Origin of the sequence: Loktanella salsilacus (assembly GCF_024206795.1) — a bacterium.
Lineage (GTDB): Bacteria > Pseudomonadota > Alphaproteobacteria > Rhodobacterales > Rhodobacteraceae > Loktanella > Loktanella salsilacus.
The window spans coordinates 3,092,933-3,105,463 of record NZ_CP072994.1 but is presented as its reverse complement, the minus strand read 5'-3'; the positions used below and the strand labels follow the sequence as shown (position 1 = coordinate 3,105,463).

Genomic DNA, 12,531 nt, shown 5'->3' with positions numbered 1-12,531 from the left:
TTGCAGGCAACTCCTTGGTTATCTCGACGCTCTCTTCGGCCTAGGCCTTATCCACTATTCCAGTTGGACAACTTGCGTTGCGGAAGGAACCTCACAGTCGATCTGGTGTCCTTATGAAGATGTACATAGCCACAGAGGGGTTAAATGTCAATGAATACAAGCGCACTATCCACTCGTCGGAGCTTGACAGATGTTGCCGTAACGCCATTGACGCACCTTATCCTTCACCTCAAACAGGTCAGTCAAGACGACTCTCAGTACAGCACTCGATTCCATTTACCTTAAGAACTTCCGCATAGCCCTCCGCATATGCCAAATTCTTCTCGATTGATTGCGTTGGCAGCTTTGAACTGATTTGCACTCCGGGCCTCGATGCAAAGCCAATATTAGATTTAAGTGCCCAACGGGCGAAAGGTGCCCTAGCATTTGGAAGTAAAACCCAACCAAATCCACATTGCCCTTCCCAAATTGTTCCCCACTTTTCCAAAACCATTGGAGTAGGATTCTTTGCATTGCCTCTTTGAACTCCATTTTCATGGGCCAACTTGTGAATTTCTGCCCAACGTTCTGGATCTGGTGTGCTCAAGGAGGGCACTCTGCTTTTCACGGGTAAAAGTTCTGACGTCTTACCTTTATCTGTGGGATACGCCGTTACAAGTATTGCCGGGCCATCTTGTTCGAGTTTCCAACCAGTTTCAACAGTCGCGACGCGTCCATTTCTTCCTGTTACCAACACTACCGCACCGTGCATTACACCATATTGTTTGACATCTAACCGATAAAAATCTGAATTCTGCGCTGCTTGACAAAATTGATCTGCGAGGTAGCGCCAATCTTCTGGTAGAATCTCAAGAGTCTCTATGAAAAAGCGGGCTTTGGGGCCACCAACCGGATGATCTAGCTTAAGCAGGTATTTGGTTAACTTCTCTTCGGGTACGAAAAAATGGATACCATCCTCTGGCCTAGAAGTCGAAAAAGTTCGGAAATCCCCGACCGCCTCAAAATTGTCTTGCGAAAGTGCTTTCCCAATCTTTTTCCGGTGGTTGGGCAATTCACCTAAAATCCGTTTTACTGCCAGTTGCGCCCTATCACTGGGTTCACCCGCTTCAAGTAGTTTTGGAGCAGCTTTTTGAAATGTTAGATAGTCCAACAGTCTTGGCGTGGATCGCGATCCATACTCCGACAGCAACGCTTCCTCTTCATCTCTGTCTTCCGAGCCCAAGGGCCAATCACTAAGTTTGCAGAGACCATCTTTGTCGATGAACATGTCGTTGAATAGTGACCCACCGAACAAGTCCATATGTACTGGATTGTCCCAGTCAACCTTTATCCAACCAAGGTAGGGACCAAATTCGCTCAATGGCTTTTCGATAGCCGGGAGGCAGCTTTCGGGAAGAGCTTGTAATACAACTACCCAAATATTTTTTTTGGCCAAAGCGATTTGAAGCTCGTCCTCCGTCATACTCGAACCGCTAGAATGCATTGTTTCAGCAAGATCGCAGATGATAGTCAAGAAATGATCCATATCAGGCTTTAGCGTTTGTCCGGATGTACTCGCGCTAATCCCGTCAGTTACTTTTTCCTGGGTTCTTAGTGTTACCTCAGCGAGGTCGTAACAATATCTGCTGTGCAAAAGTGAACCACGCAATATCCGAAGCGGCGGCATATCACCCGAGTCTTCGATTGCATTGATTATTGGCGCCGCACATTGAGGTCCAAAAATCATTTCGAGGTCTGGATGATCTTCATCAAAGAGGAAAGCCGTCATTAGTCAGGTACTCCGCCAGTTTATTGGTAGTAAGGTTTTGAAAACATTGGCTACTGATCTTCAGCAAGTCTAGCCTGAATCAAGGGACAGGACTTCGAAAGTGCCATCGACGGCGCTTACCACTCACTTTTTTTAATTAGGGCAACTAGCCGTCATAACTGAAAAGTTTGCCCAGCTTTTATATCCTTTGCATCAAGCCCTAGTTCCTTGACGATATAACCTGCATCGCCCCACCGCCGAATGTTGCGTAAATACCGATTGCCGTCACCATCTTCAAACAAGCAACGGATATTGACGTTGTCTCCCCAAACGCCTGCAATGGCCGTTATCGCGATACCAGAAGGCAGACAGTCAACTTTCTGGTAGTCGCGATAGTCGATGCAGATATCGCGAGCCTGAGCAAAACTCATTGTGAAACTCTGGTGGTCCAAGCGCATATTTCCTCCTCTCAATTTATAACCCGTAACCGTGGCTGATGTCAGCTTCCCGCTCGCGGGCGTTATCTAAGTCTCGCTCAACCTCTCTTCGGCGGCTTTCACTAATTTCAAGCTGGTCTCGAGTTGCGTGCGCAGCCTCCCGTAGTTCGAGCCCTCGCTCAACAAACCGTGCAATGCAGCCACGGACGCTGTTTGCGATTGAATGAGCACCGACACGCAGGCGGCCAATCCATCTATCTGGCTCTGTATCCTGATCGTCGAACGTTCCTCTAACCCGCTCAATTCCTTTGCTGAGACTTCGCAGGCCGTCACCAACCGCTCGACGCAGGCGAGCAAGTCGCGTTCCAAGGCTGTCAGGGGTGTCGTCATCTAGTTCTCCTCGATCTTGATGCAGGTCACTGACCTGCCGCCTAGTGTGCAGGTCCTCAGGCGCGTCTTGGTCGGGTCCAGAACCAGCCATGTCCCGTCCTCTCTGTCGATCCGCGTCAGGCCCAAGTCCGTCAGTTCCGAGTTCGCCAGCATCAGCGTCCAGAGCAAGCTCGCGGCCATCATCGAGACGATCCCCGCCAAGAACGTCCCCGTGATCAGCCAAGGCGAGATCGTCAGCCATCTCTTGTTCTGTCGCAGAAAGGTGCGGGTATCGGTCTCGATTGTACGCTGCGCGTTGGTCGCAATGCTGTTCAAATCGGTCCTGAAGCTCTCCAATTGCGATGCCAGCGAGGCGGCGTAGTCCTGCCGGATCGTGTCCAGTTCCGCGTTCAGCTTCTCGCTCAGCCGGGTCGGCTTGCCAGTCTTCATGGAAGATTTCTCCTTTCAAACGCCAGCGTTCATCTGTGTCGGGGTCGCGGGCGGTTAGGTAGGCCTTGCCGACACGTGGCAGGTCAAAACCCGCATCTGTGAGGGCATCGATCATGGTTGCGCGGTCGGTGATCAGGCCGACGCTGATCTGATCTTGCAGCCACGCGTGCAGCTCGTCGCGGCCTTGGGCGCGGGTTGGGGTCTCGATGGTGTCGCGGACTTCTTGGGCCAGTTCCAGTTCCATCGGATCGGCCCAGCCGTGGCGCTGGTTCATGACGTCGCGCAGGCTGTCGAAGGCCTTCTCATAGCCGGGCGGCGCGATGTTCAGGCTCCGCCCTGAGGTCAGCTCCAAGCGCGGTGTGCAGAAGTGAAGTTCAACACGGTCTTCGTGGGTATGTCGGACCCAAAGCATCTCATATTGCGTCGGGTCCAGCCCCGCGAAGGCCAGACGTTCGAAGTGGTCCATGACCTCGGCCTGCTGTTGCTCGGTCGGCGCATCCTCGGCGGCAAAGCTGATCACCCCCGCGCGGTAAGTCCACTGGTGGCGGCTGGCGTCAATCAAGGCTTCGGTGCGATCGGGGTTGCCGCGCAGGACCTCGGGCAGTGGCTCGCGCGTGACCGTCATCGGCTGGCCGTCTGCGTCGCGGATCAAGTCGCGGTTGTCGTCATAGGCCAGCACCTTGTCCGCCACGAGGTAGCCAACTGGGCCAGCGCCCGCGCCTTTGCCGTTGCGGAAGAACTTGATCAGCATCGGCGCGCGGCCTCGACGATCTGGGCAAGCTGGCGTTCGATGGTCAGCAAGCGGCGGGCAACGGTGAGCGCGTCAAGATCAACGCGCCCCACCAGCATCGCGCGGTTCAGCCAGCGCGCGATCTGGTTGAGGTTGCCGCCGATGCTCCCAACGGCCAGCACCAGAGCGGGGTCGACGCGAGGGATGGGCTTGCGACGGCGGGCTTCCGTCAGGCCCAAGGCCTCGCGCAACAGGGTCGCGGCAGGCAAGCCAGCGGCTTCGGCCTTGGCGCGCAACTGGGCCTTCTCTGCCGCTGTGCACCGAAAGACGAAGGTCTCAGCCAGTGGCTCTTTGGCGGGGGCTTTTCCCGCGCCGGTGGGGTTCGAAGGGGAGGCTTGCCGCCCCTCGCAAGGTCCCGTGTCAGCAGCGTCAGCGTATGACATGGGTCGCCTTGCTGTTTGCTCTTCTGTCGGATCGGTTGCGGTCATGATCCGAGGCCTGCAGCGTGGATTTGAGCCTCTGTCACCAGATTTGAGGCCAGCAACGCCGTAACTTGGGTCGCCGTGATGTGTTTGCACATCGGGCTGCGATCACTGATCCAGCAGGCCAACCGCGCATGGTGGTCAGCCTGCAACGCTGCCGCCCTCTCCCGGTCTTCCGCCCGCTTCTCGACATAGGCCTGCCAACGCCTCGACTGAAACCAGTTGTCGGAAAAGCAGACCTTGGAGCGGGTGAAACCTGCGCTGTCGGTGGCGTAGGCTTGGACGGCCCGCAGCAAGTCCTCCGGCCTGATCCCTTCCTTCATGGCCTCTTCAATCTGGGCAAGGCAGGCCGCTCTGCTCCGCAATCGGTCAGGTGGATAGGCTACTAGAATCTTCTCAGCTTCTTCATCCACCGCCGCCTCGCGCTTGCGCGTAGGTGGTTTTAGGATGGTTTTAGGATGGTTTGGGGGCCGTGGTGGCCCCGGTACCCCGGCCACAATGGCCCCCGTACCGGGTCCAGTCTGGACGGGGGCCACTGTGGACCCCGTCTCAATCTCGGGCTCTGCGGTCGGTTCCAGCGCCTCGACCTTGGTCAGATCGATCCGGTAGACGACGGTAAATCCGTTCTTGCAGGAGCGTGCGCCGGTCTCGACGAGGATGCCTTCCTTAAGGAACGCTCGCACGGCTCGCTTGACTGTTGTCTCCCCCAGCTCGGTATGCCGTTGGATCGTGCCCTTGGAGCACCATATGCCCGAGCCATCGTCGCTCGCCTTGTCGGCCAGAAACATGATGATCTGCTTGCGCGTTGCGCTGCCGAACTTCCGTTCCGCGCATGTATTCGCAACCCGCCAGCTCATTGGATCGCCCCGAAGTGGGCAAAGACGTGCGAATTTTGTACAGGTTTTGTACGAGATTTCCGCCGTTTCAGCAGAATTCGGCGCGAAAGCTCACGGGACTTTCTGCAAGCTTCTGCACAATGCACTGTAAATAAGTCATATTTTAAAGGTGTTTTTGGTGACCCCGATTGGATTCGAACCAATAACCTGCCCCTTAGGAGGGGGCTGCTCTATCCAATTGAGCCACGGGACCACGACACGTCATTGCCTTGAAATGCGCGATTGGTCAACGTGGGTGGCGGCAGGCTTGGACAAGCCGTTGACTGCGGGATAATACTTATTTGAACGCAGTGACAGGATGATCCCGTGAACAAGCCTCCTCGCAGACCTATGACACTCCGCGACGTTTCAGAAGCATCCGGCGTCAGCGAGATGACAGTCAGCCGGGTGCTGCGCAACAAGGGTGACGTCAGTGCCGCGACCCGCGTCAAAGTACAAGAGGCGGCGAAACGTTTGGGCTATGTACCGAACCGTATCGCGGGATCGCTCGCATCGAGCCACGTCAATTTGGTTGCGGTTATTATCCCGTCGCTGAAAAACATGGTGTTTCCAGAGGTGTTGTCCGGTATTTCCGAATCGCTCGATGGCACAGCGCTGCAGCCGGTCTTTGGTGTGACGGAATACCGTCCCGAAAAAGAAGAGAAGGTCTTGTTCGAAATGCTGTCTTGGCGTCCAGCCGGGGTCATCATCGCCGGTTTGGAACACTCTGACCCATCGCGCGCCATGTTGGCGCAGGCTGGCATTCCCGTGGTCGAGATAATGGATACAGACGGAGAGGCCATCGACGCATGCGTCGGCATTTCGCACCGCCGGGCGGGGCGGGAAATGGCAGAAGCGATTCTTGCGGCCGGTTATCGCAAGATCGGCTTTATGGGGACGCAAATGCCGCTGGACCACCGCGCGCGCAAACGTTTCGAAGGGTTCACCCGGACTTTGGCAAAGTCAGGGGTCGAGATTACAGACCACGAATTCTACGCTGGCGGATCTGCTTTGACGAAGGGCCGGGAAATGACGCAAGCTATGCTGGCGCGTCATCCAGATCTTGATTTTCTGTATTATTCCAATGACATGATTGGCGCCGGCGGGCTTATGTACCTTTTGGACCAGAAGATTGATGTGCCGGGGCAGATCGGCCTAGCCGGATTTAACGGTGTAGAGCTGCTTGCCGGATTGCCGCGGCGATTGGCGACGATGGATGCCTGCCGGTTTGAAATCGGAGCATGCGCTGCAAATATCATCGCCAAACGCGTCGCCGGAGAAGACCCGGGGCCGAGCCTTGTTCAACTGACGCCGCGGATCGATTTTGGGGACACATTGGTGCGAAAATGAGTGGGCACCGGGTAGCGGGTCAGAAAATCCTTGATGTGTGACAGCGGCATGGCCTTGCTATAAAACCAGCCCTGCGCCAATCGGCACCCCATGTCGATCAACCTTGCCTGTTCTTCGTGTGTTTCCACGCCATCTGCCAGCACACTAATATCTAGGCTGTTTGCTAAGCCGATGATCGCGGCGGTCAGCTTTTGCAGATCTTCGTCGGTGTCGACGTGACGGACAAAACTGCGGTCGATCTTGATCTGCGATACGTGAAACTTTCGCAGTGCGGCGATGGCAGCGTGACCTGTGCCGAAATCATCAAGTTCTACCACAAATCCCGCGCTGACCATGGCATTAACGTTCGCGAGGAAATGGGTTGTTCGTTCGTCCAACAGCGTTGATTCCAATAGTTCGATTCGAAGCAGGTGCCGGGCCACGTCGAATTTTACCAGTGCGGTTTCCAGTCGGGACAGTAGGCGAGGGTCAGATAGTTGAGCGGTCGACATATTTATGCTGATGCTTGTGTGCGGCATCCCCTGGTCGGACAGCCAGCGCAGGGCGTGACACGCCGCATCCGTCATCAACGTATCTAGCGCGTCGGTAAGTCCAGCCCGCTGCGCAACGTCAAGAAACTGACCTGCGTTCATCACACCGCGTCGCGGATGGTTCCAGCGCAACAGCGTCTCGAACCCGACGCATTCGCCGGCGACTGCGTCGACCTGTGGTTGAAAGTATGCCTCGAACTCGTTGCGTTCCAAACCGATCTGCAATTCGCGCGCCAAGGCGTTTGCCGATAGCACCTGATCCCGCATCGTATTTTCAAAAAATAACGCGACGCCGCCAATTTTCTTTGCTTCGTATAAGGCAAGATCCGCGGCCGTCAGGACGGTGCCGCGCGCCGCCATGCCCGATTTCAGTTCTAGCAGGGCGATGCCGATCGAAACGCCGATGTGCATGAACTGGCCCGCATAGCCCAAGGGTTTCAGCAGGCGGTCAATGATCTGATCTGCAAAGGCTGTGATCGCGCCCCTGTCATTTGGCATACGACGTACGATGATGAATTCATCACCGCCAACACGGGCCGCAAATTCGCCAGGCGCGACCGCGCTTTCCAAAATCGCAGCGCAATGCTTGAGGACATGATCACCTGCTTCGTGGCCATAGACGTCATTGATCGCTTTGAAACGATCCAGATCAAGGTGATAGACGACGACCGTTTCGTGTGGGCCAAGCCCATCCGCCATCAGTGCGATATCTTCCAGCAGGTTCCGTCTGTTTCGCAATCCGGTAAGTTCATCCGTAATCGCAAGCCGGCGCAGCGCGTGCTGTTGTTCCTTTAGCTGGGTGACATCGACGCGCAGGCCAACGCGCCCGCCATCAGCGGTCGCGCGTTCCACGATTCGCAACCAGCGACCATTGGACAGTTTTTGTTCGATAACGCCTTGAGAGCTGCGATGTTGCTTTAACCGCGTGGCGAGCCATTCTTCCTCTCGCCCAATGCCATCGGCATATTGACCGTTTTGCAACCCAAGCCGCAGGATGTTTTCAAACGTATTGCCAGGTTCCATTGCAGCCGCGCTTTCGGGATAGAATGTGCGGTAGGTCTGGTTGCAGATGACCAAGCGGTCGTCTGCGTCATACAGAACAAAGCCATCGGATAAGGCGTTGATGGCCGTCGCCATTTTGCTTTCCGCTTCGTCCGCCATTTTCAGCGCGAGTACGGTCGCCGAGACATCCTGCGCAATGATAACAATCGACTTTTCCTGATCGGGCATCCGGATGATGTTTACGTCGTAGATCGTCGCTTTGTCTGTGTTCAGACCAACCCGTGCCCGCACACTGCGCCGCCTGACCCTGATGAACTGTCGCAAAAAACGCGCAACGTCGTCGGCTGGAAGGCTGGGAACGGCATCCATCAACGTCAGACGCTGCAACGCACGCATACCGTTTTTCAAAATCGTTCTGGCAAGTCTATTTGCTGCGACGATATGCAAATCGTCGCTGTTCAATACCATGATCGCTTGGCCGGAATTTTCGAACAGCGGCAACAGAATATTTCTGCCGATAACCTGCTGCATTGCCGATATTTCCGCGTTCTGATCGGGATCTACTTGCATCACACTCTCACTGAACATCCCCTCTAGGCTTAGGGGAAAGGCATGAAGCAAGTTTTAAAGATCAAGCAATGAAGCGACTTTTCTGCAGCGGATCAGACCCGTTTCTTGGGATTAGCCAGCGCTACCGCCGCGTGCCGAGGTTCAAGATCTTATGCGCCTGCACCAAATGCGGCTGGTCCAACATCTGGCCATCCAAGCTCGCGACGCCGCTTTGCGCCATGGCATCGATGACCCGCTGCGCATAATCCATCTGGTCGGCGCTTGGCGTAAAGGCTGCGTTAATAATTGGGACCTGCGCGGGGTGGATGGCCAGCTTTCCGTCGAATCCTTCGGCAAAGGCGGCACGCGATTCGCGCTCTAGCCCGCTCGCATCGCTGAGGGCCGTATAGGGGCCATCGATGGCTGCGACTCCGGCATCCTTTGCAGCCAAAAACGCGCAAGTCCGCGCCATCGCAAAGGGCGCGCGCCACGTGCCGTCATCGCAGCGGTTGGACATCGCGCCAAGATCGGCGGCCAGATCCTCGGCCCCCCAGGCCATGCCGCCAAGGGCCGGGTGAGCCCAGTCGCTGCGCATCAGTTGACGCACGGCGCGTACGGTTTCCGTGGCGATAATCAGGATCGGCGCCTGCGATCCAGCCTGCGCGATCAACGCTGCGGTTTCGGCGATGTCCGCTAGGCTTTCACACTTTGGCAGCACATATCCGTCAGGCTGTCCGGGGGCCGTGGCGGCAATATCATCGGCCGCGCGGCCGGTGGACAGTGCATTGATCCGTACGAAGCGGGCCATTTTGGCGGGGGCCTTAAGCCACTCCGCCGTAAGCTGCCGGGCTGCATCTTTTGATTCAGCAGCGACCGAATCTTCAAGGTCGAGAATGATCGCATCAGCCCCAGTGCCGTGGGATTTTTCCTGCTTGCGCGCACTGTCGCCGGGCACAAACAGATAAGATCGGTGGGGGAACATCATGCGGGCCGACCCTTCATCAGGGCGGCGCGATCACAAATAGCGCAAAGCGTATTGTCCTGATTGAAACACCGATGGCGGAATGTGACGATGCCTTGACCGGGCCGGGACGCGCTGGGCCGCAGGGCAACCACCTCTGTCGTGACATGGATCGTGTCACCTTCGAAAAGGGGGGCAGGAAAGTTGACGTCAGTCATGCCAAGATTGGCTACCGTCGTGCCCAGCGTTGTGTCGTTCACGGTCATGCCAACAAGGCATCCAAGCGTGAACAGCGAATTCACGATGGGCCGCCCGAATTCCGTCTGCGCGGCGGCATGCGCATCAATATGCAGCGGCTGCGGGTTCATCGTTAAGAGCGAAAACCAGCGGTTATCCGTCTCTGTAATTGTGCGGGTCCACGGGTGGTTAAAGGTCATGCCCACCGTGAATTCGTCAAACCATAAGCCTGCCATTTTCGCATCCTCCCCAAGATATGCGCAGATATTGCCCGCAACCTGCGCGATGTGCCAGCGCTGTGATTACAACGGAGTATCGGGGGGGACGTCCAGATGCTGTTGCGGCGGCGCTTCGGGGGTGCGGACCAGCGACATGGCGGCGCGTGCGAGGAAATCGCCAGCGGCAGCGACGTCTTCGTGGATAGCTAGAATGCGCGGACGCACCCGGCGCAGGAATGTAATCGCCTCTTTTGTAAAGACGTCCGCATCGTCCCCGAGCACACGGCCACAAGATTCGACCGCAGCGACCGCCGCCAATGCCGAGTTGGTCGAGCCGCCAATGATGCCATCAGTTTTATCGCCGTCGCGCAGCATTGCGGCCAGTTGGGCTTCGATCGCATCGACGGGCGAATCGCTGCTTAGACCGGGCATGACGGCCAATGACACTCCAGCGTGTTGGGCCGCGGCAGTCGCTCCTGCGATCATGGCCGCACCATAGGATTGGTCGATTGGCGGCGCGATCATCAGGATGTGTTTGCGCCCGCGTGCAGCAAGCGATCGCACGCCGAGCGCGCCATATGATCCATTATCAAAGTCGAACCAAGCGTGCTGATCCGACCAGTCGCTGCGCCCATGAGTCGCAAAGGGAAACTTGCGATCAAGCAGGTATCTTACGCGCGGATCTTGCCCTTTAATCTGGTTGAAAATGACCGCGTCGGCAGATCCGGATTCAACGATGTAGCGGATCGGCTTCATCGGATCTTCGTCCGCGAAATAGGGCGTAATGTTCAAGTGAAACGGAGTGTTACGCAGCCCGCCGGCAACAGAGGAAATCAACTTTGCCGTGTGGTTCATCACGTCATGTTCCGTCGACATGACCAGCGAAATGACGTTTGTGCGCCCTGTGCGCAAACGGACCCCGGCGCGGTTGGGGACATAGCCAATTTCGTCGGCAACGGCGCGCACGCGGGCGCGGGTGTCGATATTGATATCCTCTGCGCCTGACAGCGCGCGCGAAACGGTTGGCACGGCCAGACCCGTCAGCTTGGCAATCGTTTTCAGCGTCGGTTTAGGTGTGTTGCCGCGTGCTGCATTATCCAACCGAAACGTCCTTTATATCCTGTATCAATTGATACTTTCCGCTGCCTTATTTTCCAGCGGCTCTAACTGCAAACTGTAATTTTTAAATGGCGTAAAAAACAGTCTTGTTTGCGCAAACAACTTCAGAGTAGCCTTCCTATAACGATTTAGATCAGGGAGGTTAGAATCGTGAAGTTAAGCAAAATACTACTTTCGGGGGCGGCAATCTGCGCGGCAACAAGCGTAGGGGCTGTCGACCTAGAGGTGATGCACTGGTGGACTTCTGGGGGGGAGGCCAACGCCGTTTCAAAGCTTGCAGAGGCTTGGGATGCGACCGGAAATACATGGGTCGACGGGGCCATCGCAGGCGGCGGTGATACCGCGCGCCCGATCATGGTGTCGCGTATCATTGGTGGTGATCCACCCGCCGCGTTCCAGTTCAACCATGGCCGTCAGGCCGAAGAATTAATCGACGCTGGTCTGCTGCTTGACCTGACCGAAGTGGCCGAGGCGAACAACTGGAAAGAGATCATCAATCCACCCAGCCTGCTGGATGCTTGCACCATCGACGGCAAGATTTACTGCGCGCCAGTGAACATCCACTCTTGGCAGTGGATGTGGTTATCGAGCGCTGCCTATGAAAAGGCTGGCGTTCCTGTTCCGACAAACTGGTCAGAGTTCATGGAGACCGCACCCAAGCTGCAAGAGGCGGGAATCACGCCGCTGGCGATGGGTGGTCAGTCGTGGCAACAGAACGGCGCTTTCGGCGTGATGGCTGTCGCCCTTGGCGGCGTCGACGCGTGGACCAAAGTCAACGAAGGCAAGGATGCCGAGGCCGTAATGGGCCCAGAGTACACCAAAGTCTTTGAGGCTTACGGCGCGGCGCGCGAGATGGCCAAAGGTCTGAACGTGCAAGACTGGAACCAAGCGACCTCTGCCGTGATCGAGGGTACCGCCGGTGCGCAGATCATGGGCGACTGGGCGCAGGGCGAATTTGCGCTGGCTGGCAAAGTTGCTGGCACAGACTACGAATGTCTGCCGGGTCTGGGCGAAACGGGCGTTCTGTCCACGGGGGGCGATGCCTTCTATTTCCCGGTGAACAGCGATGTTGACATCACTGCCGGTCAAAAAGAACTGGCCGCACTTCTGGTTTCGCCAGAGGTTCAGGTGTCCTTTAACTCTGCCAAGGGATCGTTGCCGATCCGGGGCGACGTTGACCTGACCACGGTGAACGAATGCACGCAAAAGGGGCTGGATCTGCTGAAAGACGGCAAGACCATCCCAGACGCTGCATCCTTGCTGTCACCAGATACCACGACGCAGTTGAACGATCTGCTGACGGAATTCTGGAACACCCCAGCAATGACACCCGCCGAGGTGCAGCAGCAGTACGCCGATATCATCGCATCTGCTGACTAAGCGATCCGGTATGGCAACGAATGGGCCCCCGCGGGGGCCCGTTCTGTCCGCTGCGCGCAACGCCCGCGCGGCTGGCATTTTTTGCGGGGGGGAGC

Annotated in this window: 11 protein-coding genes and 1 tRNA gene; 2 read left to right on the top strand and 10 right to left on the bottom strand. The window is 56.6% G+C overall.

The annotated features are described in order from the left end of the window. Nucleotides 1-238: 238 nt before the first annotated feature. The 6 genes from KBW81_RS14990 to KBW81_RS14965 all read right to left on the bottom strand — a co-directional run bounded on the left by KBW81_RS14990 (nt 239) and on the right by KBW81_RS14965 (nt 5,304). Entirely contained in the window at nt 239-1,768 is a 1,530-nt protein-coding gene (locus tag KBW81_RS14990) for a DUF6883 domain-containing protein (RefSeq protein ID WP_254247721.1), read from the bottom strand. A gap of 152 nt (nt 1,769-1,920) precedes the next feature. Further along, nucleotides 1,921-2,205 carry a hypothetical protein gene (locus KBW81_RS14985; RefSeq protein WP_254247720.1) on the bottom strand — a complete coding sequence of 95 codons (285 nt, stop codon included), beginning with the start codon at nt 2,203-2,205 and terminating at the stop codon, nt 1,921-1,923. Nucleotides 2,206-2,221: 16 nt separating this feature from the next. Continuing rightward, nucleotides 2,222-3,754 carry a relaxase/mobilization nuclease domain-containing protein gene (locus KBW81_RS14980; RefSeq protein ID WP_254247719.1) on the bottom strand — a complete coding sequence of 511 codons (1,533 nt, stop codon included), beginning with the start codon at nt 3,752-3,754 and terminating at the stop codon, nt 2,222-2,224. Beyond that, nucleotides 3,748-4,176 carry a MobC family plasmid mobilization relaxosome protein gene (locus KBW81_RS14975; protein ID WP_254247718.1) on the bottom strand — a complete coding sequence of 143 codons (429 nt, stop codon included), beginning with the start codon at nt 4,174-4,176 and terminating at the stop codon, nt 3,748-3,750. The genes KBW81_RS14980 and KBW81_RS14975 overlap by 7 nt, the downstream gene beginning before the upstream one ends. Before the next feature lie 41 nt (nt 4,177-4,217). Further along, on the bottom strand, nt 4,218-5,072 hold the full coding sequence (locus tag KBW81_RS14970) for a hypothetical protein (RefSeq protein ID WP_254247717.1): 855 nt from the start codon (nt 5,070-5,072) through the stop codon (nt 4,218-4,220). Between the two features lie 155 nt (nt 5,073-5,227). Next, a tRNA-Arg gene (locus tag KBW81_RS14965) sits at nt 5,228-5,304 on the bottom strand. A 137-nt stretch (nt 5,305-5,441) separates the two neighbouring features. Here KBW81_RS14965 and KBW81_RS14960 point away from each other — a divergent pair. Further along, nucleotides 5,442-6,440 carry a LacI family DNA-binding transcriptional regulator gene (locus KBW81_RS14960; RefSeq protein ID WP_090186166.1) on the top strand — a complete coding sequence of 333 codons (999 nt, stop codon included), beginning with the start codon at nt 5,442-5,444 and terminating at the stop codon, nt 6,438-6,440. Here the strand turns inward: KBW81_RS14960 and KBW81_RS14955 are convergent. The 4 genes from KBW81_RS14955 to KBW81_RS14940 form a co-directional block, all read right to left on the bottom strand. Then, nucleotides 6,392-8,542, bottom strand: a complete 2,151-nt coding sequence (locus tag KBW81_RS14955) for a putative bifunctional diguanylate cyclase/phosphodiesterase (RefSeq protein ID WP_254247716.1) — start codon at nt 8,540-8,542, stop codon at nt 6,392-6,394. The genes KBW81_RS14960 and KBW81_RS14955 overlap by 49 nt on opposite strands. Before the next feature lie 121 nt (nt 8,543-8,663). After that, nucleotides 8,664-9,506, bottom strand: coding sequence for an HpcH/HpaI aldolase/citrate lyase family protein (locus KBW81_RS14950; protein WP_254247715.1), 843 nt, complete (start codon nt 9,504-9,506; stop codon nt 8,664-8,666). Beyond that, nucleotides 9,503-9,955: a MaoC family dehydratase gene (locus KBW81_RS14945; protein WP_254247714.1), complete on the bottom strand. Its 453-nt coding sequence runs from the start codon at nt 9,953-9,955 to the stop codon at nt 9,503-9,505. The genes KBW81_RS14950 and KBW81_RS14945 overlap by 4 nt, the downstream gene beginning before the upstream one ends. A 66-nt stretch (nt 9,956-10,021) precedes the next feature. Next, nucleotides 10,022-11,038, bottom strand: coding sequence for a LacI family transcriptional regulator (locus KBW81_RS14940; RefSeq protein WP_254247713.1), 1,017 nt, complete (start codon nt 11,036-11,038; stop codon nt 10,022-10,024). A 168-nt stretch (nt 11,039-11,206) separates the two neighbouring features. On the opposite strand from KBW81_RS14940, the gene KBW81_RS14935 reads away from it, so the two are divergent. Next, nucleotides 11,207-12,436, top strand: a complete 1,230-nt coding sequence (locus KBW81_RS14935; RefSeq protein ID WP_254247712.1) for an ABC transporter substrate-binding protein — start codon at nt 11,207-11,209, stop codon at nt 12,434-12,436. The last annotated feature ends 95 nt before the right edge of the window (nt 12,437-12,531 follow it).

Excerpts from the sequence above, each read along its gene's own strand:
- KBW81_RS14990 (WP_254247721.1), bottom strand. The coding sequence starts at position 1,768 with ATGACGGCTTTCCTCTTTGATGAAGATCATCCAGACCTCGAAATGATT.
- KBW81_RS14945 (WP_254247714.1), bottom strand. The coding sequence starts at position 9,955 with ATGGCAGGCTTATGGTTTGACGAATTCACGGTGGGCATGACCTTTAAC.
- KBW81_RS14985 (WP_254247720.1), bottom strand. The coding sequence starts at position 2,205 with ATGCGCTTGGACCACCAGAGTTTCACAATGAGTTTTGCTCAGGCTCGC.
- KBW81_RS14950 (WP_254247715.1), bottom strand. The coding sequence starts at position 9,506 with ATGATGTTCCCCCACCGATCTTATCTGTTTGTGCCCGGCGACAGTGCG.
- KBW81_RS14975 (WP_254247718.1), bottom strand. The coding sequence starts at position 4,176 with ATGTCATACGCTGACGCTGCTGACACGGGACCTTGCGAGGGGCGGCAA.
- KBW81_RS14980 (WP_254247719.1), bottom strand. The coding sequence starts at position 3,754 with ATGCTGATCAAGTTCTTCCGCAACGGCAAAGGCGCGGGCGCTGGCCCA.
- KBW81_RS14960 (WP_090186166.1), top strand. The coding sequence starts at position 5,442 with ATGACACTCCGCGACGTTTCAGAAGCATCCGGCGTCAGCGAGATGACA.
- KBW81_RS14970 (WP_254247717.1), bottom strand. The coding sequence starts at position 5,072 with ATGAGCTGGCGGGTTGCGAATACATGCGCGGAACGGAAGTTCGGCAGC.
- KBW81_RS14955 (WP_254247716.1), bottom strand. The coding sequence starts at position 8,542 with ATGCAAGTAGATCCCGATCAGAACGCGGAAATATCGGCAATGCAGCAG.